At 61.9% G+C, this 21,709-nt stretch carries 21 protein-coding genes; 13 read left to right on the top strand and 8 right to left on the bottom strand.

Going from position 1 to position 21,709, the window contains the following annotated elements:
- Positions 1-60: 60 nt before the first annotated feature.
- The gene (locus RXV86_RS13645) at positions 61-789 is read right to left on the bottom strand and encodes an SDR family oxidoreductase (RefSeq protein WP_316300752.1); all 729 of its coding nucleotides are present in this window, start codon (positions 787-789) and stop codon (positions 61-63) included.
- A gap of 128 nt (positions 790-917) precedes the next feature.
- Between RXV86_RS13645 and argB the strand changes: the two genes are divergently transcribed.
- The 4 genes from argB to RXV86_RS13625 are packed head-to-tail and all read left to right on the top strand — an operon-like array spanning position 918 to position 3,704.
- Positions 918-1,784, top strand: a complete 867-nt coding sequence (gene argB, locus RXV86_RS13640; RefSeq protein ID WP_316300750.1) for an acetylglutamate kinase — start codon at positions 918-920, stop codon at positions 1,782-1,784.
- Positions 1,785-1,795: 11 nt separating this feature from the next.
- Complete coding sequence (locus tag RXV86_RS13635) at positions 1,796-2,596, top strand: sterol desaturase family protein (protein ID WP_316300748.1); 801 nt, start codon at positions 1,796-1,798, stop codon at positions 2,594-2,596.
- A complete protein-coding gene (locus RXV86_RS13630) occupies positions 2,593-3,207 on the top strand; it encodes a ferredoxin (RefSeq protein ID WP_316300746.1) in 615 nt (204 codons plus the stop codon). The genes RXV86_RS13635 and RXV86_RS13630 overlap by 4 nt, the downstream gene beginning before the upstream one ends.
- Complete coding sequence (locus tag RXV86_RS13625) at positions 3,204-3,704, top strand: histidine phosphatase family protein (protein ID WP_316300744.1); 501 nt, start codon at positions 3,204-3,206, stop codon at positions 3,702-3,704. Before RXV86_RS13630 ends, RXV86_RS13625 begins: the two co-directional genes overlap by 4 nt.
- A 329-nt stretch (positions 3,705-4,033) precedes the next feature.
- On the opposite strand, the gene RXV86_RS13620 is transcribed toward RXV86_RS13625, so the two are convergent.
- Both RXV86_RS13620 and RXV86_RS13615 read right to left on the bottom strand, forming a co-directional pair.
- The gene (locus RXV86_RS13620) at positions 4,034-5,068 is read right to left on the bottom strand and encodes a DUF2235 domain-containing protein (protein ID WP_316300742.1); all 1,035 of its coding nucleotides are present in this window, start codon (positions 5,066-5,068) and stop codon (positions 4,034-4,036) included.
- Positions 5,069-5,372: 304 nt separating this feature from the next.
- A complete protein-coding gene (locus RXV86_RS13615; RefSeq protein WP_316300740.1) occupies positions 5,373-6,527 on the bottom strand; it encodes a type III PLP-dependent enzyme in 1,155 nt (384 codons plus the stop codon).
- Positions 6,528-6,648: 121 nt separating this feature from the next.
- On the opposite strand from RXV86_RS13615, the gene RXV86_RS13610 reads away from it, so the two are divergent.
- Both RXV86_RS13610 and RXV86_RS13605 read left to right on the top strand, forming a co-directional pair.
- Positions 6,649-7,083 carry an Lrp/AsnC family transcriptional regulator gene (locus tag RXV86_RS13610; protein ID WP_316300738.1) on the top strand — a complete coding sequence of 145 codons (435 nt, stop codon included), beginning with the start codon at positions 6,649-6,651 and terminating at the stop codon, positions 7,081-7,083.
- 94 nt (positions 7,084-7,177) lie between these two features.
- Positions 7,178-8,065: a phytanoyl-CoA dioxygenase family protein gene (locus RXV86_RS13605; RefSeq protein WP_316300736.1), complete on the top strand. Its 888-nt coding sequence runs from the start codon at positions 7,178-7,180 to the stop codon at positions 8,063-8,065.
- A 174-nt stretch (positions 8,066-8,239) separates the two neighbouring features.
- Here the strand turns inward: RXV86_RS13605 and RXV86_RS13600 are convergent, their stop codons facing one another.
- Complete coding sequence (locus RXV86_RS13600; protein ID WP_316300734.1) at positions 8,240-9,643, bottom strand: amidase; 1,404 nt, start codon at positions 9,641-9,643, stop codon at positions 8,240-8,242.
- Between the two features lie 128 nt (positions 9,644-9,771).
- On the opposite strand from RXV86_RS13600, the gene RXV86_RS13595 reads away from it, so the two are divergent.
- Together RXV86_RS13595 and RXV86_RS13590 are read left to right on the top strand one after the other, a co-directional pair.
- A complete protein-coding gene (locus RXV86_RS13595) occupies positions 9,772-10,392 on the top strand; it encodes an HD domain-containing protein (RefSeq protein ID WP_316300732.1) in 621 nt (206 codons plus the stop codon).
- Between the two features lie 279 nt (positions 10,393-10,671).
- On the top strand, positions 10,672-11,763 hold the full coding sequence (locus RXV86_RS13590; RefSeq protein WP_316300730.1) for a hypothetical protein: 1,092 nt from the start codon (positions 10,672-10,674) through the stop codon (positions 11,761-11,763).
- Positions 11,764-11,778: 15 nt separating this feature from the next.
- Here the strand turns inward: RXV86_RS13590 and RXV86_RS13585 are convergent, their stop codons facing one another.
- Positions 11,779-13,065, bottom strand: coding sequence for a flavin-dependent oxidoreductase (locus tag RXV86_RS13585; RefSeq protein WP_316300728.1), 1,287 nt, complete (start codon positions 13,063-13,065; stop codon positions 11,779-11,781).
- Positions 13,066-13,212: 147 nt separating this feature from the next.
- Between RXV86_RS13585 and RXV86_RS13580 the strand changes: the two genes are divergently transcribed.
- From RXV86_RS13580 to RXV86_RS13570, 3 genes are all read left to right on the top strand, one after another.
- Positions 13,213-13,719, top strand: a complete 507-nt coding sequence (locus RXV86_RS13580; protein ID WP_316300726.1) for a hypothetical protein — start codon at positions 13,213-13,215, stop codon at positions 13,717-13,719.
- 404 nt (positions 13,720-14,123) lie between these two features.
- Positions 14,124-14,318: a hypothetical protein gene (locus tag RXV86_RS13575; RefSeq protein ID WP_316300725.1), complete on the top strand. Its 195-nt coding sequence runs from the start codon at positions 14,124-14,126 to the stop codon at positions 14,316-14,318.
- A 131-nt stretch (positions 14,319-14,449) separates the two neighbouring features.
- Entirely contained in the window at positions 14,450-17,575 is a 3,126-nt protein-coding gene (locus RXV86_RS13570; protein WP_316300723.1) for a valine--tRNA ligase, read from the top strand.
- 296 nt (positions 17,576-17,871) lie between these two features.
- On the opposite strand, the gene RXV86_RS13565 is transcribed toward RXV86_RS13570, so the two are convergent.
- Positions 17,872-18,660 (bottom strand): crotonase/enoyl-CoA hydratase family protein, encoded by a 789-nt coding sequence (locus tag RXV86_RS13565; protein WP_316300720.1) that lies wholly within the window; start codon positions 18,658-18,660, stop codon positions 17,872-17,874.
- 91 nt (positions 18,661-18,751) lie between these two features.
- Positions 18,752-18,916, bottom strand: coding sequence for a Tat pathway signal protein (locus RXV86_RS13560; protein ID WP_316300718.1), 165 nt, complete (start codon positions 18,914-18,916; stop codon positions 18,752-18,754).
- 87 nt (positions 18,917-19,003) lie between these two features.
- Between RXV86_RS13560 and RXV86_RS13555 the strand changes: the two genes are divergently transcribed.
- On the top strand, positions 19,004-20,113 hold the full coding sequence (locus RXV86_RS13555; RefSeq protein ID WP_316300716.1) for a pyridoxal phosphate-dependent aminotransferase: 1,110 nt from the start codon (positions 19,004-19,006) through the stop codon (positions 20,111-20,113).
- Positions 20,114-20,189: 76 nt separating this feature from the next.
- Complete coding sequence (locus tag RXV86_RS13550) at positions 20,190-20,381, top strand: histidinol phosphate aminotransferase (RefSeq protein WP_316300714.1); 192 nt, start codon at positions 20,190-20,192, stop codon at positions 20,379-20,381.
- Positions 20,382-20,444: 63 nt separating this feature from the next.
- Here RXV86_RS13550 and RXV86_RS13545 read toward each other — a convergent pair whose 3' ends face one another.
- A complete protein-coding gene (locus tag RXV86_RS13545) occupies positions 20,445-21,641 on the bottom strand; it encodes an aminotransferase class V-fold PLP-dependent enzyme (protein ID WP_316300712.1) in 1,197 nt (398 codons plus the stop codon).
- Positions 21,642-21,709 lie beyond the last annotated feature (68 nt).

The following is a 21,709-nucleotide window of genomic DNA, read 5'->3' as shown; positions in this document are numbered from 1 at the left end:
CGTCGCCTCGCCCCCATCTGGACAAGAGCGCGCGGTAGCGCACATTTTGATCAGGCAACCTCAAACATGCTGCCCGCCATTGATCTCGATCTCTGTGCCGGAAATGTAAGAGGAAGCATCGGTGCACAGGAAAAAGATCGTTGCCGCCACTTCCTCGGGTTGACCCAATCGGCGCAGCGGGATCTGCTCAACCAGCGTTTCGGTCCCCGGCGACAGGATCGCGGTTTCGATCTCGCCCGGCGCGATTGCATTGACACGCACCCCCATCGGTCCGAAATCATGCGCCATTTCGCGGGTCAGCGCCTTCAATGCCGCCTTCGACGTGGCATAGGCTGCCCCTGCAAAGGGATGCACCTCGTTACCTGCAATAGACGTCACGTTCACCACTGCTCCCTTGGCAGCGGTCAATTCCTCTTTCAACCCTCGCGCCAGAACAACGGAAGCAAAGAAATTGACATGAAACACCTTGCCCCAATCCGCAAGATCGGTGGTCAGTGTATTCAAACGTTCGCCTTCCGGTCCTTTTGGCGACACGCCGGCATTATTGACGAGCGCGTCCAGCCGGCCATTCAGGCGTGAACGAATGTCCTCCACTGCCCGCATCGTGTCCTTGGGATCGCTCAGATCGATTTCGACATGGTTTTCCGCGCCGCCACCCCAGGGACATTCCGCCGGAAACGGGTGGCGCGAACAGGTAATTACCCGCCAGCCTTCACGATTGAACCGCCGCACCGTGGCATGTCCGATCCCGCGGCTGGCCCCGGTCAAAAGCATTGTTTTCTTCTGCATCTCTCTCAAGCTCCCTCTCTGACGGTGGGTTTGTTCCAGCATCCCCCATTGCGGTCCGATTGACCAGTGGCTTGGCACCATCCCGCGAAAGGCGTAAAGCAAGGTTTAACAACGACCCCGGACCAGACATGAGACAGCAGAACATGAAACGCGACTGGATTGCCACCGCCCGGACCTTGTCCGAGGCCCTGCCTTATCTGCAGCGCTATACCGGCGCCATCGTGGTGGTGAAACTGGGAGGCCACGCCATGGGCAGCGACGAGGCAATGGAGCTGTTTGCCCGCGACATGGTGCTGCTGCGTCAGGTCGGCGTGAACCCGGTGATCGTCCATGGCGGCGGCCCGATGATCAATGAAATGCTGAAACGTCTCGACATCCAGTCCGAATTCGTCAACGGAAAACGGGTCACAGATGCCGCCACCATGGAAGTGGTGGAAATGGTCCTGTCGGGTCGCGTCAACAAGCGCATCGTTCAGGCCATCGGTACCCAAGGTGGCACCGCCGTGGGCCTCTCGGGAAAGGATGCAAGTCTTGTCACCTGCACCCCGACCGCCCCCGCACTTGGCTTTGTCGGCACCCCGTCCGCGGTAAACCCCGCCATCCTGCACCAGCTGTTCGAGGCCGGCGCGATCCCCGTGATTGCGCCTCTTGGCGGGGGTGAAAGCGGCGAAACCTTCAACATCAACGGCGACACCGCCGCCGGTGCCATTGCCGCCGCGCTCAAGGCCGACCGGTTGCTGCTTCTGACCGATGTCGAAGGCGTCAAGGACAAGTCCGGCGCGCTGCTGACTGATCTCGAGGCCAGCCAGATCCATACCCTGATCAAGGACGGCACCATCGGCGGCGGCATGATCCCGAAAACCGAAACCGCACTGCATGCGCTCGAAGGTGGCGTCCGCGCCGCTGTCATCCTCGATGGCCGTGCGCCGCACGCGGTGCTGCTCGAGCTTTTCACCGAGCACGGTGCCGGCAGCCTAATTCGCGAAACAGTGTGACCCGATCCGCCATGCAAAACGAAGCGCTCATCCGGTTTTCGATCTTCCTCGGCCTCTTCGCCCTTTTCGCCACGCTCGAGGCCCTGGCGCCGCGGCGCGACAGGACGCAGCCGCGCGCCACCCGCTGGACGACCAACTGGGGAATGACCGTTCTCAACGCCGTCACCTTGCGCGGCCTGGCACAGGCGCTGGCAATGCCGCTTCTCGCCGTCGGTGCGGCTGTGGACGCAAGCGTCAATGGCTGGGGCCTACTCAACACGCTCGACTGGCCGATATGGATTGAGATTACCGCTGCGGTGCTGTTTTTCGATTTTGCCATATGGGCCCAGCACCTGATCACCCACAAGATCCCGATCCTGTGGCGGTTGCACCAGGTGCATCATGCCGATCGCGACATCGACGTGACCACCGCAATCCGCTTCCACCCGGTTGAAATCGCCCTCTCGATGCTGCTCAAGATCGGCCTTGTCTACCTGATCGGCCCGGCAGCCCTCGCCATCATCCTGTTCGAGATCATCCTCAACGGCACCGCCATGTTCAACCACGCCAACATGGCCCTGCCCCCGGCGCTGGATCGCTGGCTGCGTCTTGTCCTCGTCACCCCCGACATGCACCGGGTGCATCATTCCACCCTGCGCGCCGAACATGACAGCAACTACGGTTTTGCCCTGTCGATCTGGGACCGGTTATTTCGCACCTATACCGCTCAGCCGGACAAGGGCCACGAAGGCATGGAAATCGGTCTGAGATGGCGCGACGACAAACCGTCAAAACTGGGCTGGGCTCTGCTTTTGCCCTTCCGAAACAAGTGACATTTTCGCCGGAACCGGAAATCCACGCCCTGCGCACTATGGGCGGGCTTCGTGATCGTGGCCATACCATCCTGCTTCTGGGTCCAAATGAACCCGGCTTCTGGGCCCATTTCACTACCCAGCCGGAATACGACGACGGCAAGCCGGATCCGCTGGATCGCTGGTCCGAGCGGGTCATCGCCGAGTTGGCCGAGGAATGGGGCGGCGCCCCGATCTTTCCCTCCGACGGCCCACCCTACCCGCCGTTTCAGGACTGGGCCCTGCGATCCGGTCGTGCATGGATCTCGCCGGTCGGCATGCTGGTTCATGGCGAGGCCGGATTGATGGTGTCGTTTCGCGGAGCCGTCATCATCACCGGTGACGAGCCGCTGCCCGGCCCGCTGGCAAATCCTTGCGACAGCTGCACGGAAAAACCCTGCCTCTCCGCCTGCCCGATCGGCGCTCTGGGCGCAGGCGACTATCAGGTGCAGGCCTGCCGCGACCACATCAAGACCGATCGGGGGCAAGACTGTATGACGCAGGGCTGCGCTGTTCGGCGTGCTTGTCCCGTGTCCCGCTCCTATGGCAGACTTCCGGCACAATCCGCTTTCCACATGAGGGCCTTTGCATGAGTCTCCGCCTGATCCTGATGCGCCACGCCAAATCCAGCTGGGACAATCCCGATTGGGAGGACAAGGAACGCCCGCTGAACAAACGTGGCCGCCGCTCGGCGGTGGCACTCGGCAAATGGCTGGAAGAGAACGATTACAAGCCCGACATCGTGCTCTGCTCCAGTTCCATCCGCACCCGCGAAACTCTCGATGGGCTCAAGCTGGGCGTCGTGCCGACCAAGTACCTCGACGATCTCTACCATGCCTCCACCGGCGTCATCCTCGAAAGCCTGCGCGACAACGGGGCCGGAAAAACGGTTCTGGTCATCACCCACAACCCGGGTTGCGCCAATTTCGCCGACCGGATTCTGGCCGCACCGCATGATCACGACAAGTTCCACCAATACCCCACCGGCGCCACGCTGGTGACCGACCTGCCGGTCGATAGTTGGGACGATGCCGCCTTCCATTCGGGCGAGGTGGTTGATTTCGTCGTGCCCCGCGAATTGGTCAACTGAATCAGGACCAACCTCTGCCGTAGAAACAGGTTGGGAGCCTGAAGCGGGCATTGGCAAAACGCTCGCAAAGACGCACAATCGCCAGACCTTAGAGTGGCGATCAAACGTTGGTGAGGGTCGCTTTTTCCTCGCAAAATCGACGCGGACTCACAGCGTTTCACGCCTCTCTATATCGCCAGCACAGCCTGCGCGCCCCTCCCGGCAGATTTTCCTATCAACATCGCCTGGCGGGTCAATTCCGGCGACTGCGCGGCGGGCAGAGGCGCTTGACCCACGCAGGCATTGACTAGCCAACGGCCGCTCGGGGACCATAACCAGCCCTGTCCCCTTCAAACAGCGGCCTCGGCCTCTGCCCGCATCACGTCACGCTGTGCCACGCTTTCATGCAGGCGTTCTGACCGGTCCGCCCCGACCACACGGCGTTTGCGGATCAGAAACAGCTTGCCCCAGCCCATCCAGGTTCCCACCGAAGGTGCGGTCGGCTCGGTGGGAAACGCCGCGCGCCAATCCATGGGCAAGGGCAGGCCATGGGCTTCGGCCCGTTCCATCATCCACACCAGCGACAGGTTGGCCAATGGCCGCGCCGCGTCAAACCCACCCAATTGTCCCCCAACATCACTATGCGCGCCAGGAAACCAGACCTGCTCGACATGGCCTTCGCCCTCGTTTTCCTCGCAGGTCCACATCACCGGGGCAAAGGCCTCGCGGGTCTCATCCAGCGCCAGGGCATGATAGCCATGCCGAACCGACGCCCCAAGGTGATGGTTGTGAAACCGATGCGCCTGCTCCGACCACCGCCACAGGATCGGCAACCGCAGGCCCAGAGCCTTGACCGTATCCCAGACACCCAACATCTCGATCTTGACCGAGCCGTGACAATGCGCAGCAGTAAAGGCCTCGGCCACGTCACCGCCGGGTTCGGCCTGATAGTGGCGATAGGCGGTTTGCACGTTGCGTTCCGTGGCGCATTCGGCACGCAACAGCCCGACCTGGTCGATCACCCCGGCAAGCGACCGCACCGCAAAGGCCCCACGCGAATATCCAAACAGGTAAATCCGGTCCCCCGGACGATAGCGCGAGGCCAGGTAGCCATAGGCGCGACGGATCTGCCGGTTGATGCCACGCCCCATCATTACGTCACCGGTCGAGCGCCAGTCGCGCCATTGAACCCCCGCCTCGTAATAGACCGACACGGGCGCGCCGATCCGCGTGAGCAGACGATAGGTCAGCCCGGCATTGGACTCACATCCCGGATGCAAGGTCGACATGGTCCCATCCAGCACGATCACGTGAACCATCGCACCGCGACCACGCGGCAGGACCGTGCCCCGGTCGCGTCTCCAGGGGCGTAACCACCGGAGCATCGAATTTCCCAATTGTCGTAGCATGCTGCCCGGGATGATCCCCCGCATTGCCCACACGGTCCATGAAATTCCCCGTGATCGTCATTGCCGCATCGTCCGCGGGGCGCAGGTTGGGTGGCAGCAAGCCGCAATATGACGGTGCCGCCACCCCGCACAAACGGGTCACTGTCACCCTGTACCGCCTCGATACAAACCGTCTGGCCGCCCTCGTGACCGGGCGGCAATGTCAATGGTTACGCAACCAACCGTGTCAAACGTCACCCTTGCACAGGACACAGCATCGGCGGCATTGTTTGCAATTGGGTTAAGCTGCGCCAGCTTTTTTTTCCGGCCCGCCCAACAGCGTCACCACCTGCGCCGGGCCGTAGCCGTTGAACGCCGTGGCAATCGCCAGCGAATAGGCCCCCATACCGGAAAACAGCACATAATCCTCTTCCCTGATGTCCTTGGGCAGGGCGACAGGGGCGGGCAGGCAATCCAGGCTATCGCAGGTGGGACCGAATATCATCCGCGGCATCAGCGCGCCGCGCCGGTCCTGACCCTCGGGCGACACCACCAACACCCGGTCGGTCGGGCCAATGTCGCGCAGCTCGGACAGCGCACCGTAAATGCCATCATTCAGAAATACCGCCCCATCTTCGCGCAGCGCCTTCACCCGAGTCGCCAGGACAAAGCTCTCGGCCACCATCGCCCGCCCCGGTTCGCACACCAACTTAGGTGCCTGATCGCCAAAGGCAGCCCGCGTCTCTGCGGCGATGGTCGCAAAAATCGCTTCCAGATCGGGGGCCGCCCCGAACCTGTGCGCGGCAAAACCACCGCCGACGTTCAACCGCGCCAGCCGCACCCCGGCGCGATGCGCAACCGCGGCGCAGACCCGGATGTATTCACCCCAGGCATTCGGGTCAGCACATTGCGTCCCGGGATGAAAGGTCATTGCCGGGGTAAACCCCCGCCGCTCCACCTCCTGCAGCAGATCCACACAGCCGTCGGGTGTCTCGCCGAACTTGGCGCCGAAATCATAGGACGCCCCTTTTACCGGCAGCGCCAGCCGCACCGCCACTTCTTCGCCCGCGAACCGTGGCTTGCCCAGCTTCTCAAGCTCGCCCAGCCCGTCAACCGACCATGACACCACCCCCGCCGCGATCCCTTTGGCCACTTCGGCCCGTGACCGTACCGGGTTGTTGTAATGCATCTTCGCCCCAGGGGCGGCCGCGGCCACCAGGTCCATTTCGCGCGGGCTGGCCACATCGAACGCGCGGATTCCGGCAGCGGCCAGGTTTTCCAAGACCACCGGCGTGGCATTGGCCTTGACCGCATAGGTCACAAGGCCGGCAAACCCGGCTTGGAACCGTTTCGCGGTGGCCTGCAAGGTGGCCGGATCAAAATACATCACCACCGCATCCGGGCGGTTGCGCCGCAAATGCGGACGAGGGTCTACTATCGGGTTTGAACTGAACATCGCGCGCCTCAACCGTTGGGTTTACCTGTTGATTTCCCCCAATCTCCCCTGATTTCCTGTCGATTTCATGCATCATTTAGGCTATTCCTCGTGAAATTTTCGTCATATTGTTGGGTTAATCATGCAGACCGACGAAACAGATCAGGCCCTTCTGGCCCTACTTGCGCAAAACGCCCGCAGCCCGGTGGCCACACTGGCGCGCAGGCTGGGCCTTGCCCGCACCACCGTGCAGGCCCGGATCGACCGGCTTGAAGCACGCGGCGTGATCGCCGGATACACCCTGAAACTGGGCGCGGGCAGCCAGGCCTCGATCCGCGCCACGGTTCTGATCTCGGTCGAACCGCGCAGCCAGCCCGAGGTGCTGGCGAGACTGAAATCGCTGCCCCTCGTCGAACATGTCTCGACCACCTCCGGCCGGTTCGACTTGATTGCCACCCTGACAGCGCCCTCGACTGATGCGCTGGATGAAACGCTTGACCGGATCACCGAGGCCCGCGGTGTCAAAGGGTCAGAAAGCCTGATCCATCTCTCGACCAAGATCGACCGCCTGCCCTGAGTTTGCCCATTTGCGACACCCTGTCGCAGATCGGCAAGACGCGCATGTTTCCCGCCGCCACGCTCCCTTCTAGAACCACGAAAGGAGCCGCGAAGTGCCCGCCCCACTGCCCCTTGAAAACCGCGCCCTGCCGCAAGCCCTCGTCAAACAATACTGGCAGGACGGCTATCTTTTCCCCATCGAGGTGATGAGTGCCGCCGAAGCCGCCGCCCTGCGCGCCGAGTTGGAACAGACCGAAGAGACCTGGCGTGACAACGGGTTGCCGCTGCCGCTTAACACCTACAAGCGGGTCAACTCGCAATGCGTGCTGCCGCTTAGCCACCGTATCGGGTCGGATCCGCGCATTCTCGACGTGGTCGAAGGGGTGATCGGGCCGGACATCCTGATCTACGGGGTCGAATACTTCATCAAGGAACCGAACACCCGCCACGTCGTGTCGATGCACCAGGACCTGACCTATTGGGGGCTGGGCGCCACCGACGGGATGGTAACGGTGTGGCTGGCGCTCTCGTCCGCAACACCCGCCTCGGGCTGCATGGATTTTGTCGCTGGCAGTCACAAGAATTCGATCCTGCCGCATGAGGACACGTTCGATGACAACAACTTGCTCAGCCGGGGACAGGAGATCGCAGTCGACGTGGCCGACAAGGATAAGACTGCCATTGAAATCCATCCCGGCCAGATCAGCCTGCATCACGGGCTGACCATCCATGGTTCGGGGCCCAACACCACCGATGATCGCCGCATCGCCTGCGTGATCCGGTACGTCTCACCTTCCGTCGCACAAGAGGTCGGTGACAAGGATTACGCCATTCCTGTGCGCGGCGCCGACCGAACCGGAAATTTCATCCCTTACGCCCCGCCCACACGGCCTTTCGAGCCCCGCGCACTCGCGCTTTACGAGGAAATCCGACGCGAGCAGGCCAAGGTGATGATGAACGGGGCCAAACAACAGAAATCGGCGGGCAACATCTACGGCTAGAAAAAACAGTCAGCCTTGGACCTCTTTGACAAGTATTGGCCTCACGCGGACCGTCAGCAAACCCGCCCGCCCCCTCATCTGACTGAATACACCTCGGGGGTCTGGGGGCAGCGCCCCCAGACGGTCGGATTGCGAAAGCAATTCGAAAGTCCGCTCAAGCCCAAGCGCCGCCCTCTACCGCGGATCAATCGGACCCAGATCAAACGCCAATTCCTGTTCGATCGCCTGCGCCACATCCAGGCAGACCAGGTCATCCATCCGGTCCCCGACAATCTGCACCCCCAACGGAACGGGCGCATCCTGCGTTGTGCGAACCGTGGCCGCCGGCAACCCAAGCACGTTGACGATATATAGGAACCGGTGCGCCTGCATGATCTCGCGCAGCGCCTCTGTCCCTTCAAGGTCCTGGTCTGCCCGGAACGGCGGTTGCGCCGACACTGGCAGGATCAGCGCATCAACTTCATCGAACATCCGGCCCCATTGCCGGATTGCCGTCATCCGCCGCGCCTGCGCCGTCATGAAACCTTCCAGCCCCGGCACCCCGAAGATCTCGCCGTAACCGTCAATCACCCCCTGTGCTTCTTTCGAGCCCATGGTCCGTATCGCATCCATCATCGATACTGCCGCCTCGGCATTCAGAAGTTCACCCCAGGTTTGCGCTGTTTCGGCGGCCATCGGCGGCATGATTTCGACCAGCTCCATGCCCGCGGCCCGGGCCGCGCCTACCGCCTCGTGGACAGCCGCCGCGACACCCGGATCAACCCCGTCGCCAAACGGGTCGACACACCAGCCGACACGCAAGGCCCGCCCTTCGCGCGACCGCCCGCTATCTGGTGCCGCGTTCCACAACGGATCATCGGCAGAACGCTGCGACAACACCCCATGCGCCAGCCGGATATCACCCACCTGGCGACCGATCATGCCCTGCACGCTCATCATCGCCATGGTCGCGGGCCGCTCGGTTGGGGCCGAGGCGTTGAACGCCGGTATCCGCCCCATCGACGGGCGCAACGTTGCCAGACCGCAGCAATAGGCCGGATAGCGCAAGCTGCCGCCCAGATCGTTGCCATGGCCCAACACCCCCATGCCGCTTGCCACCGCGGCCGAGGCCCCGCCAGACGACCCGCCAGGTGTCAGCGCGCTGTCCCAGGGGTTCAGCGTCCGGCCGTAGATCGGGTTCGAAGTGAAGAACCTTAAAGAAAACTCTGGTGTCGATGTCCGCCCGATCACCACCGCGCCCCCTGCGCGCACGTTCCTCACCACCGGCGCATCCTCGGCACATGGCGTTTCATTCAGCGCCGGCAACCCGTTCGAATTGGGCAACCCTTCAAAATCTACGTTGATCTTGATCGTTACCGGCAGGCCCCACATCGGCGGCAGTTGATCGGGCCGGTTCGCATCCATCGCTTCGGCCTGCGCCATGGCGCTCTCTTCCAGCGGCTCGACCACGGCGCGCAGGTCCGGCTCACAGGTATCAACCCGGTCCAGATGCGCCCGCGTGACCTCGGCTACACTGACATGGCCCTTGGCAATTTCTTCGGCAGTACGAACTGCGCTCCACGTGATGATCTCGTCCATTGCAACACCCTCCCTTTGCGCCAAGGCTATCCACAATGGCCCAAATGCGAAAACCCTTATGTCGCAAAATGGCTGGCAAGACGCGACGGAATCAGCCAGCTTCGGGAAAACACCGAAGGGAGGCCGCAATGGAAAAGGTCAAATTCACCCAGATGAAGGACGGCACCGCCGAGGAATACGCCTTCCTGACCGAACACGAGACCGAATATGCCAGCCACACTGCCGACCGCCTGCTGAAGGCACTGGTCGAGCTGGACGAATCTTTGAGCGGTTACCAGATCACCCGGCTCGGCCATTCGGTGCAATCGGCGACACGGGCCTGGCGCGACGGGGCCGATACAGACTGGGTCGTCGGGGCGCTGTTGCATGACATCGGCGACATTTACGCGCCCTACAACCACGACGAATACGCGGCGGCGATCCTGCGCCCCTTCGTGCGTGAGCAAGTCGCCTGGGCGGTCGAGAAACATGCCGATTTCCAGATGTTGTTCTACGCCGACAAGGTTCCCGGCATGGACCAGCACAAGCGCGAACGCCATCGCGGACACCCCTATTTCGACGATTGCGCCGATTTCTGCGAACGCTGGGACCAGTCCTCATTCGATCCCGATTACGACGACCTGCCGATCGAGTTCTTTGCCCCCATGGTGCACCAGGTGTTTTCCCGCAAACCTTATGATCCGGCGGTGATCCGCGCCGGTGAGAGGGTGCCGCTGATGGATGCCGACACCGCCGCCAACCGCGCCTGACCTCGTGGGGTGCGCATTCACTGCGCACCTTTTTTCGCCGTGCAGGATTACCAGGCCGAGGTCACCACCGCCAAAAAGTGACCTCAGCCACACATACACCTTTCGGTCGCGATCGCGGAACTCAGTGACACTCAGAAGTCGAATCCTCCGCTCGCACGTAATCTCAACGCATGCCGTTCACTGGCGTCTCGCGCGACAAGGTCTACTTGAAGGCGCATCGCCTACGCCCTACTCTCCGGTCCAGGAACGATCAGACAGGACATCGGCCAAGGCTCATCCATGCAAAAGATCTTCGCCCTCGGCCTGCACAAGACCGGCTCCACCAGCCTGCAACGCTTCCTTCTGGCCAATCAGACCCGGCTGGCAAAAGACGGTATTTTCTACCCTCCCGTGACCCCCGCGGCCCTATCCCGGCTCATTGCCGACACCACAGACAGGCTTGCACCCGACAGCCCCGAACGTCTCAACGAGGTGATGGCGCATAACGCGCTCGCCTACCGGCTTCTTGCCGACGCCCGCCCCGAGCAAACCTTTCCGCAGGTTCACCGCCCAATGTTCACCGGGCAATTGGCACTCAACATGGTGCGGGACATGGCCGGGACCATGCGCGCCCAAAGCGTGATCTTCTGTTCCGAGGACCTCGCCCGCGCCGCGTTGCACGCCCCGGAAATCCCTTCACGCTTTGCCGATACGTTCGGCCGGGGTGACGTCACGATCATGGCCACGATCCGCCGCCCAGACGATGCCATCGCCGCCTGGCAAAGCCAGCGGCTGGAATTCGGGGCGCCCTTCCCTGCCTTGTCGCAGGATGGGCTCGGGGACTATCTTGGCTCGGTTCATTTTGACTTTCGCCGGGCACTATCACCCTGGCTCGACGCCTTTCCCGGCGCCCGCGTGATCCTTACCCCCTATCGCGACACCCTCACCATCGGTGGCGCGGCGCGCCATTTTGCCGATGCCTGCAACCTGCCGCCCGATCTCACCTTCCCCGAGAACAGCAATGTCAGCCTGCCTTATGCACTGATCGGCCTTTCGCGACAGGCCTTCGCGCAACTGTCGCCGCGCGACGCTTCGCGGTTTCGCGACCATCTCAAAACCGCCGCCACGCGCCTGCCCCTGCCGGCCAATGACGCGGTCGATCTGTTCGGCCCTGGCCAACGCGATGAGCTATATCGGGCTTTCGCCCCAATCCATGACTGGCTGAATCAGGTTAGCGGCCGAGCGCCTTTCTTCGACGATCTGGATCAGGTCACCCGACCGCGCCGCTTCTCCGAACCCGAGGCACAGGCCCACGTCTTGCCTGCCGTGATAAAGGACGCCGAAACCCATCTGGACAGCCCGGAAACACACGCTTTCCTGCGCAGCCTCTAACCGCCCACAGTCGGTTTACCGGGCCACCTTCGCGCCTTCGACAATCGTGCGCGGTGCCGCGTTAAGCGTCTCGATGGCAAAGCCCGCCGCCGCCTTGTAGGCCGCCATGAAGGCGGTCCGCTCCTCGGCGGGCACCACCGTGTCAATCTCCTCGAACACCCCGCCACAGCGCTCGTCGACCATATTCAGCAATCCGAACGGCCCAGCGCCGCGGTTGCGCAGGATCAGCTCGCTCACCGGTCCGCACAGTTTTTCGTCATAGGCCGCCAATGCCTGCGCATTTGCACCATGCTGCAACAGGCACGCCCCCAGCGTCCGCGCATCAATCACCGCCTGGCTCGCCCCGTTCGACCCCGTCGGGTACATCGCATGTGCCGCATCCCCCATCAGCGCCACCGAACCATCTCGCCAGGTCTCGACCGGATCGCGGTCGATCATCGGGTTTTCATAGGCCACATCCGCCCCGCGGATCAGCGCAGGCACATCCAGCCAGTCGAAATTCCAACCCTCGAAATGCTGCACGAAATCGTCAATCTCTACCTGCCGGAACCAGCCCACGGCATCGCGCGCGTTCGGGTCGTCATAGGTCACCTCGGCGATCCAATTGATCTGCGCCAGCCCGGTCTCGGGGTCCGGGTGCGAGATCGGATAGATCACCATGCGCTGCTCGGACGAACCCAGCCCGACAAAAGACGACCCGGTGCGAATGGGCCTGGCCATCGTCGTACCGCGCCACATCACCGCGCCGCCCCAATGGATCGGCGGCTGTTCGGGATGCATCTGAGCCCGAATCTGCGAATGTATCCCGTCCGCCCCGATCAGCAGCGCCCCTGTTTCACGCGTCCCCTCCCCCTCGGCACCTTCGACAAGCGCCGTCACGCTTCCGTCGGCGCTATTTTCATAGCCCGTCACCCGTTGCCCCAATTGCACCGCATCCTCGCCCGCGCGCTCCCGAACCAGCCGCGCCAGAAGCATGTGGAACCCACCGCGATGCACCGCATATTGCGGCCAGTTGTAACCGGCCAATTCACCGCGCGGTTCGGCATAGATGTCGCGCCCGTTGCGCCCGACAAGCGCCCATTCTCTGGCCGGCACGCCGACGTCATCCAGCATCTCGGCACTGACGCCCATGTCGTAAAGCTCGCGCACCGCGTTGGGTTGCAGGTTGATCCCCACCCCCAGCGGTTTCAGCTCGCGCACCGACTCGAAAACGGTGAACGGCACCCCGATCTCGTGCAGCGTCAACGCCAGAGACAACCCGGCGATCCCGCCGCCTGCGATCATGATGCGGTTTTCGGACATGTTCACCCCCAAGCCATTGCAACCACATTTATAGCCTGCGCAAAACCGGGGACAAGCGGGCGCGCATGGCAAACATGCGAAAACCCGTTGACGCCATTTAGCGTCTAGCTTACCACCATCAAAACTAAACTTTAACGAGTAAATCTGATGAAAAAAGCACTTCTGATTCTGCCCCTCGCCATTACCGTTTCCGCTTGCATGAAGCCGATTGAAATCACTTCGAAACCGGTTGATTTTGCCCGCACCAAATCGGGCAACGCCCAGAAGGTGGTGAAACTCGACGCGGCCCCGGTTCGGGCCTATACCAAGAATGCCGACAATAAGCGGGTCGAAGTGTCCGGCGCCTCCTGCACTGCGAAATCCGACGAATTCGTCGCCAGATTCCAGACCCCGGCCACGGTTCAATTTCCGCGCACCAAGGGCAAGGCATCGCCGATGACGATCACCTGCAAGGCCAACGACAAGACCGGCAGCACACAGATCACCTCGCGACTGGCAGCGAGATACATGAGCGTCACCTCGGGTACCCATCCCGGTGCCGCCCTGCTTGTCACCCTTGTCGCGGCTGCCGCCACCCATGGCGTGGCCCAGGAACGCGACCACTGGGCCTATGTCATGGATCCGGCAGCGGGCGTTGGCGTGGCGCTCGAGTGATCTGCACGGGGCCGTGACACGGATACGCCGGCATCCACGGACTCTGTACCCCGCCCCGTACCAAGCTATTTGGAGCCAAACCGACAGAAAGGCATCTCATGCGTAAAACCCTCGCCGCCCTGCCATTGGCCCTCTCCCTTTCCGCGTGCCAGGTGCCCCTCGACATAGAGCGGGAGCCGGTCGATTTTGTGCGGCTTGGATCGCCAAACACGCCGCCTGTTGTGGGAAAGCTAGATCGCGGTGTCCGAACTTTCATCGAGGGTCCCAACGGAAATCCAGTAGAAATCGGCGGTGCACGATGCGTGTTCAAGTCAAGCCAGTTCAAAGCCGAGCTCATCTCGCCCTCCTGGGTGAACTTTCCCCAAACCAAAGGGCGCCCCGAACCACTGTAAGTCACGTGCAAGGTGAATGACAAGATCGGCCAGGGCGTCCTGCATCCGGACCAGATTGTCAACGCGGTCGGTGTAAACACTGGCGACCTCGTGACCTCGGTGGTGGCGACCGCGATCGTTGCGGCGGCAACGTCGGAAATCAGCCGCGCCAGGGAAGTTTGGGGTTTCCAGTATTATCACCTCTACCTGCGCATCCCGCTTGAGTAGCACAAGAGCGCGCGCACAAACACGCTCAGGTGCAACGGTAAGTGAAACCTGCCGCCAACCCCTTCCCCTTTCCCCCCCCATTCGCTAGGAACGCCCCGACACGAAACCGACTACGACGGGACCATCTGATCATGGCGATGGAAAAGACATTCGACGCGCAGCAAGCCGAAGACCGGCTCTACAAGGCCTGGGAAGACGGCGGCGCCTTCAAGGCCGGCGCCAATGCAAGCCGGGACGAAACCTTTACTGTCATGATCCCTCCGCCCAACGTGACCGGCGCACTGCATGTCGGCCACGCCTTCAACAACACGCTCCAGGACATCCTGATCCGCTGGCACCGAATGCGCGGCTTCGACACGCTGTGGCAGCCCGGTCAGGACCACGCCGGCATCGCCACCCAGATGCAGGTTGAAAAACTCCTGGCAGAAACCCAGCAACCCGGCCGCCGTGAACTGGGCCGCGAAAAGTTTCTGGAAAAGGTCTGGGAGTGGAAGGGCGAATACGGCTCAACCATCATCGATCAGCTCCGACGCCTTGGATGCTCCTGTGACTGGTCGCGCAACGCCTTCACCATGGCCGGTGCGCCGGGCGATCCGCGCACGGGTCATGAAAACTCGGCCAATTTCCACGACGCGGTGATCAAGTTCTTCGTCGATCTCTACAACGAAGGTAAAATCTATCGCGGCAAACGCCTGGTGAACTGGGACCCGAAGTTCGAAACCGCAATCTCGGACCTCGAGGTCGAAAACATCGAAACCCCCGGCCACATGTGGCACTTCAAATACCCGCTGGCGGGCGGCGAGACCTACACCTACGTCGAGAAGGACGAGGACGGCAACGTCACTCTGACCGAGACCCGCGATTACATCTCCATCGCCACCACCCGGCCCGAAACCATGCTCGGTGACGGCGCGGTCGCGGTGCACCCCAGCGATGAACGCTATGCCCCGATTGTCGGCAAGCTCTGCGAAATTCCCGTGGGACCCAAGGAACACCGCCGCCAGATCCCGATCATCACCGATGACTACCCCGACCCCACCTTCGGCTCGGGCGCAGTGAAAATCACCGGCGCACATGACTTCAACGACTACGGTGTCGCCAAGCGCGGCAACATTCCCTGCTATCGCCTGATGGACACCCGTGGGCACATGCGCGCCGACGGCGCGCCCTACGCGGATGAGGCCAGCAAGGCGCAGGACTACGCCCGCGGCAAGGCCTTCACCGAGAGCGAAATCGACGTGATCAACCTGATCCCCGACCACCTTCGCGGCCTCGACCGGTTTGAGGCCCGCACCAAGGTCGTGCAGGAAATCACCGACGAAGGCCTCGCGGTAATGACCACTGAAACGGTCAAGGATGACGACGGGAACGAGGTTACGCACCCCATTCCTTACGTCGAAGCCAAACCGATCATGCAACCCTTCGGCGACCGTTCGCAGGTCGTCATCGAACCGATGCTCACCGACCAGTGGTTCGTGGACGCCGAAAAGGTTGTCGGCCCGGCCCTTGATGCCGTCCGCGAAGGCCGCACCAAGATCATCCCGGAATCGGGCGAAAAAACCTATTACCACTGGCTCGAAAACATCGAACCCTGGTGCATCTCACGCCAGCTCTGGTGGGGCCACCAGATCCCGGTCTGGTTCGGCTTCAACCTCTCCGCCGATGGTTTCTACGACGATGAAGGCGACGGTGCGCTCGATCTTGTCGAAATGGGCCGCTTCCTGCTCGATCAGAACCTGCTGATCGGGGACGAGCGTCACCACGCTGCGACGAGCTTCGAAAACGTCATCCCGAAATTCAACGACGTTCTTGCAACCCTGCCGACGCCGCTCGACCACGCCCGCGTGATCGAGGTCGAAGACCGCCACGCCGCAACCGAGGCCTTTGCCACCGCGCTGGCCGAATACGAAGCCACCCAGGATCCGACCAAACTGGTCTACCCGGTCTGGCGCGACGAAGACGTGCTCGACACCTGGTTCTCCTCCGGCCTCTGGCCGATGGGCACGCTGGGCTGGCCGGAACAGACCGAGGAACTGGCGAAATACTACCCCACCGATGTCCTCGTCACCGGCTTCGACATCCTGTTCTTCTGGGTTGCCCGGATGATGATGCAACAGCTTGCCATCACCGATCGCGAACCGTTCCACACCGTCTACCTGCACCAGCTTGTGCGCGACGAGAAGGGGCAGAAAATGTCGAAAACCAAGGGCAACGTGGTTGACCCCTTGGAAATCGTCGACGAATACGGAGCCGACGCCCTGCGCTTCACCATGGCGCAGATGGCAGCGATTGGCGGCGTGCTGAAACTCTCCAAGGACCGGATCAAGGGCTACCGCAATTTTGGCACCAAGATCTGGAACGCCATCCGCTTTGCTGAAATGAACGGCGTCTACGAGGCCGCCACCTCCGCCGGTATCCCTTCGGCCAACGCCACCGTTAACAAGTGGATCATCGGCGAAGTCGCCCGCACCCGCGAAACCGTCGATGCGGCCCTGACTGACTATCGCTTCAACGACGCTGCCAACGCGCTTTACGCCTTCACATGGGGCAAAGTCTGCGACTGGTATGTCGAGTTCTCGAAACCCCTTCTTCAGGGCGACGACGAAGCCGCCAAGGCCGAAACCCAAGCCACCATGCGCTGGGTTCTGGATCAGACGTTGCTGATTCTGCACCCGATCATGCCCTACATCACCGAAGAGCTGTGGCAGACCACGGCCCAACGTGATGGCTTCCTGATGCTCACCGACTGGCCCGACTATGGCAGCGACCTGATCGATCCCGCGGCCGACCGTGAAATGAACTGGGTGATCAACCTGATCGAGGGCATCCGCTCCGCCCGTGCGCAAATGCACGTGCCTGCCGGCCTGCATCTGCCAATGCTGCAAAAGTCGCTCGATGCCGCCGGGCAGACCGCCTGGGACAATAACGAGGTCATGATCAAACGCCTTGCCCGGATCGACAGCCTGACCAAGGCCGATTTCCCCAAGGGAACCGTGACCATCGCCGTTGACGGGGGCGAGTTTGGCCTGCCTCTGGCCGACATCATCGACATCGACGCTGAAAAGGCCCGCCTGCAAAAAACCCTCGACAAGCTGGCCAAGGAAATCGGCGGACTCAAGGGGCGTCTGAACAATCCCAAATTCGCTGAAAACGCCCCCGAAGAGGTCGTGGCCGAGGCCACGGAAAATCTCCGGGCCCGCGAAGAAGAACAGGCCACGCTAAAATCGGCGATGCAGCGGCTCGAAGAAATGGGCTGACCCGCCCCCTCTTTCTTTGCTCAAATACTCAACTGCGCCCCGCCTGACACGTCACACGACGTCCAAGGCGGGGCGCAGTGCGTTCACCCGCCGCGACCGCACGATGCGTTAACCATTTCCCCTTACCAAATCTCTGCCCCACCGAGCGCCAGACAGATACCCGACAGGAACCAGACAGGTTCCAGCCCTGTTACCGATCCACCACAGATCACCCGTTAACCCCACCGACCTCTGGGTTCACAAATGTGGGTTCGCAAACGCCCGTAGGGTGGGTCTCAACCCACCACTCCCGTCACCTAAAACTTCGGTGCCCGTTTCTGCATGTTCGCGGCAATCACTTCCATCTGATGCGGCTTTCCGATCAGATCCGATTGCTCCTGGCTTTCCGCGATCAACACCGCATCTTCTCCCGCGCCGCTTTCGGCCACATCGATCAACCGTTTGGCCGCACGGATCGCGCTCGGGCTCTTGCCTGCTATCGTACTCGCCAGGGCCTTGGCGGCCTCAAGCGGATTCTCGGAAACCTCTGTGACAACGCCCCAATCCAGCGCCTGCGCCCCGTCCACCGGCTCGGCCGTATAGGTCATCCGCCGGATCACGTCCGAGCGCATCACCTCGGGCATCAGCACCATGCCGCCCATATCCGGCACCAATCCCCATTTCATCTCCATCACCGCCAGCTTGGTCTCGGGATGGCAAATCCGCACATCCGCCCCCAGCGCCAGCTGGAACCCTGCGCCAAAGACAACCCCGTGCAGCGAGGCGATCACCGGCACCGGCACACGCCGCCAGACCATCGCAACCTCTTGATAAAGATTGGTATTCTTGCCTTCAAGCCGGGGCATGACCACCCCGTGCGGGTCCTGCCCAGCCAGCATCGCAAAGCTTGCCACGTCAAGGCCCGCACAAAAGGCCCGCCCCTCGCCGGAAAGCACCACCGCGCGCACATCCGCGTTATCGATCAGGGCATCCCCGGCGGCCACGATGCTCTCGGCCATCTCCTGATCGACGCCATTCATCTTGTCGCCCCGGGTCAGGGTGACATGGGCAACATGATCGACGATCTCGGTGGTAACACGGGCCATCGGGGCACTCCTTTATCCAGTTGCCCGGCAGAGTGCCGTGTGAAGCGTTTCAGGAAAAGCCTGACCTCACGGCACAGTTGGAATTGCGCGCCTACGGCACAACCCGCTCAACAGCGCGCATCATCCCAAGCGACTTGTCGTAAACCAGCGTCAGGATACGCCGCCCACCGGTTTTCGCTGCGATCTGCGGCAATGTCCGGACCGTGCCCGCTGCCAATGTAGCGGCGATAAAGCCGCGCCGTGTCAGTTTCGCCATCATGAACCCCATTACTTGCGAACTATTCTCATCTAAGCATCCCGAATCGCCTTTTCAACGCTCGCCGCAAAGGGTTAACTCTCCCCCATGACCCACGGACCTCGCCTCACCCCGCTCGCCCAATCCCTGCCCGCCACCGTTCCCTTTGTCGGCCCCGAGACCCAGGAACGCCTGCAAGGCTTTGAATTCAAAGCAAGGTTAGGCGCGAACGAAAACGTCTTCGGCCCCTCCCCAAAAGCCGTTGAGGCCATGGCCAAAGCCGCCTCTGACATCTGGATGTATGGCGACCCCGAAAGCCACGACCTGCGCCACGCGCTGGCTGCGCATCACGGCGTCAAACCCGAAAACATCATGGTCGGAGAAGGTATTGACGGGTTGCTCGGTTACCTCGCTCGCCTTGTCGTTGGCCCCGGTGACAAGGTCGTCACGTCCGATGGCGCTTACCCCACGTTCAACTATCATGTTGCGGGCTTTGGTGGTGAATTGGTCAAACTACCCTACAAGGACGATGCCGAGGATCTGCCAGCCCTGCTTGAAAAAGCAGCCGAGGTCGACGCAAAACTGGTCTATTTCGCCAACCCCGACAACCCCATGGCAAGTTGGGTCGCGGGTGAAGAAATCGAGGCCCAGCTCGACAACATCTCTGAAGGAACGGTTCTGATCCTCGACGAAGCCTATGTCGAATTCGCCCCAGCCGACGCTGTACCCAATATCGATATCGACGACCCGCGCGTCATCCGCATGCGCACCTTTTCAAAGGCTTACGGCATGGCTGGCGCGCGCGTGGGCTATGCCATGGGCGCCCCGGAGCTGATCAATGCTTTCAACAAGATCCGAAACCATTTCGGCATGAACCGCGCCGCGCAGGAGGGCGCGCTCGTCGCGCTTGCCGACCAACAATACCTGGCCGAGAACATCGCCAACGTCGCCGCCGCCCGCGATGAAATCACCCGGATCGCCGCTGATAACGGCCTCACCGCCCTGCCCTCGGCCACCAATTTTGTCACCATCGATTGCGGTGGCGATGGAACGTTTGCCAAATCGGTTCTCGATGGTCTGGTCGCACGCGGCGTCTTCGTCCGTATGCCCTTTGCCGCGCCGGGCAATCGCTGCATCCGGCTATCCTGCGGCCCAACGGGCTTGCTGACCCATTTCGCTGATGCCTTGCCAAAAGCATTGGCAGAAGCCCGCGCATAGGGCCCGCACACGCAGGGTTTACCACTTCTTTGGACTTACCACGCTATGCTCCTTCTCATTGATCAGGAGCCTACCAATGCGTAGCCATCCACGCCTCAGCGTCTCGAACTATGAAACCGCCACGTTGGTGATGGGTTTTGTTAACCTTCTGTGGGTATTCATGGTGGTCTGGGCGACCATGGGCTTTTCGGCCCTGCTGATCTTGGCCGTCTTTCTCGACTACCTGATTACCCGGCTTGATCATTATCTGGCCCGTCGCGACACCTGACAACGGAACGTAACCTGCTGCTCTTTCTCGGCCCAAGTAATCAAAATTCCGTCCTTAACGCACTCACACCGCAGCAAGTTCTCGCGCCGCCGCCTCAAGCGCCCCGCGCCCGTGCGGAATATCCAATGCGGCAAAGGCGGTTTCGATCCCACCCAACAGCCCCATGATCATCTGCGGGTTCACGTGGCCCATATGGCCCAGCCGGAAAAAACCGCCGCCTGACGGATCACCTTTTTCCGACATGCCCAGCCCGATACCCAGAGTCAGGCCCGCGTTTTCCTCGACCCATCGGCGCAGGCGTGGCCCGTGCGGCAACCCGATCCTAAGGGCCGTGACTGCCCGCGACCGATGCGCCGGATCTTCGACATTCATGGTCAGCGGCCCGCCCTGTCCCCAAGCGGCACAGGCCGCCCAGATTGCCCGGGCCAGTCGTTCATGCCGGTCCCAGATCGATTCGATCCCCTCGGCCCGGATCATGTCCAGCGATGCGCGCAACCCGTACAGGTGATGCGTCGGCGCGGTGCCGCCGAAATGCTGGTAATAGAACTCCGGGTCAAACCGCGGTTGCCAATCCCAATACCGGCTGACACGTTCCATCCCGCGCCGCACCTCTTCGGCTTTCTCCGACGCAAAAACAAAACCCAGCCCCGGCGGCACCATCAACCCCTTCTGACTGGCAGCGACGGCCACATCGACCCCCCATTCATCCATCTCGAACCGGTCACAGCCCATCGAAGCGATGCAATCGGCCATCAACAGCGCCGGATGCCCTACCGCATCCATCGCCGCGCGCAGCGACGCGATGTCATTGACGATCGAGGTCGACGTATCCACATGGGTCGCCAGAACCGCCTTTATCCGGCCTTCCTTGTCGGCCCGCAACGCGTCTTCGACGCGCCCCGCGTCGAACGCCGCCGAGCGGCCGAACTCGATCAGTTCCACCTCGGCGCCCAACCCTTGTGCCATCTCGGCCCAGCCATGGGCAAACCGCCCCGTCGCAGGCACCAGAACCGTGTCGCCAGGCGCAATCACATTGGCCAGCGACGCCTCCCAGGCACCGTGCCCATTGGCGATATAGATGCCCACCTTACCGCAGGTCCGAGCCACATATTGCAGGTCCGGCAGGATCGACGCCGTCATCTCGACCAGTGCGCCTTCATAGATATTGGGCGCAGCGCGGTGCATCGCGCGCAACACCTCCTCGGGCATCACCGAAGGCCCGGGAATGGCAAGATATCCGCGTCCACCTGCATCAGACATGGTCGATTCTCCTATCGTCTGGAACCTGCGACCCTACCCGGCGCGCAGACCGCGTCAATCCCGCCAGA

It is taken from the genome of Aliisedimentitalea sp. MJ-SS2 (assembly GCF_032586155.1).
Taxonomy (GTDB): Bacteria; Pseudomonadota; Alphaproteobacteria; order Rhodobacterales; family Rhodobacteraceae; genus JAWHTC01.
This window is presented reverse-complemented; position numbering and strand designations above follow the sequence as displayed.

Bases quoted from the DNA above. Each gene is read 5' to 3' on its own strand.
- RXV86_RS13645 (WP_316300752.1), bottom strand. From the start codon at position 789: ATGCAGAAGAAAACAATGCTTTTGACCGGGGCCAGCCGCGGGATCGGA.
- argB (WP_316300750.1), top strand. From the start codon at position 918: ATGAGACAGCAGAACATGAAACGCGACTGGATTGCCACCGCCCGGACC.
- RXV86_RS13635 (WP_316300748.1), top strand. From the start codon at position 1,796: ATGCAAAACGAAGCGCTCATCCGGTTTTCGATCTTCCTCGGCCTCTTC.
- RXV86_RS13625 (WP_316300744.1), top strand. From the start codon at position 3,204: ATGAGTCTCCGCCTGATCCTGATGCGCCACGCCAAATCCAGCTGGGAC.
- RXV86_RS13620 (WP_316300742.1), bottom strand. From the start codon at position 5,068: ATGCTCCGGTGGTTACGCCCCTGGAGACGCGACCGGGGCACGGTCCTG.
- RXV86_RS13615 (WP_316300740.1), bottom strand. From the start codon at position 6,527: ATGTTCAGTTCAAACCCGATAGTAGACCCTCGTCCGCATTTGCGGCGC.
- RXV86_RS13610 (WP_316300738.1), top strand. From the start codon at position 6,649: ATGCAGACCGACGAAACAGATCAGGCCCTTCTGGCCCTACTTGCGCAA.
- RXV86_RS13600 (WP_316300734.1), bottom strand. From the start codon at position 9,643: ATGGACGAGATCATCACGTGGAGCGCAGTTCGTACTGCCGAAGAAATT.
- RXV86_RS13595 (WP_316300732.1), top strand. From the start codon at position 9,772: ATGGAAAAGGTCAAATTCACCCAGATGAAGGACGGCACCGCCGAGGAA.
- RXV86_RS13590 (WP_316300730.1), top strand. From the start codon at position 10,672: ATGCAAAAGATCTTCGCCCTCGGCCTGCACAAGACCGGCTCCACCAGC.
- RXV86_RS13585 (WP_316300728.1), bottom strand. From the start codon at position 13,065: ATGTCCGAAAACCGCATCATGATCGCAGGCGGCGGGATCGCCGGGTTG.
- RXV86_RS13580 (WP_316300726.1), top strand. From the start codon at position 13,213: ATGAAAAAAGCACTTCTGATTCTGCCCCTCGCCATTACCGTTTCCGCT.
- RXV86_RS13570 (WP_316300723.1), top strand. From the start codon at position 14,450: ATGGCGATGGAAAAGACATTCGACGCGCAGCAAGCCGAAGACCGGCTC.
- RXV86_RS13565 (WP_316300720.1), bottom strand. From the start codon at position 18,660: ATGGCCCGTGTTACCACCGAGATCGTCGATCATGTTGCCCATGTCACC.
- RXV86_RS13560 (WP_316300718.1), bottom strand. From the start codon at position 18,916: ATGGCGAAACTGACACGGCGCGGCTTTATCGCCGCTACATTGGCAGCG.
- RXV86_RS13555 (WP_316300716.1), top strand. From the start codon at position 19,004: ATGACCCACGGACCTCGCCTCACCCCGCTCGCCCAATCCCTGCCCGCC.
- RXV86_RS13550 (WP_316300714.1), top strand. From the start codon at position 20,190: ATGCGTAGCCATCCACGCCTCAGCGTCTCGAACTATGAAACCGCCACG.
- RXV86_RS13545 (WP_316300712.1), bottom strand. From the start codon at position 21,641: ATGTCTGATGCAGGTGGACGCGGATATCTTGCCATTCCCGGGCCTTCG.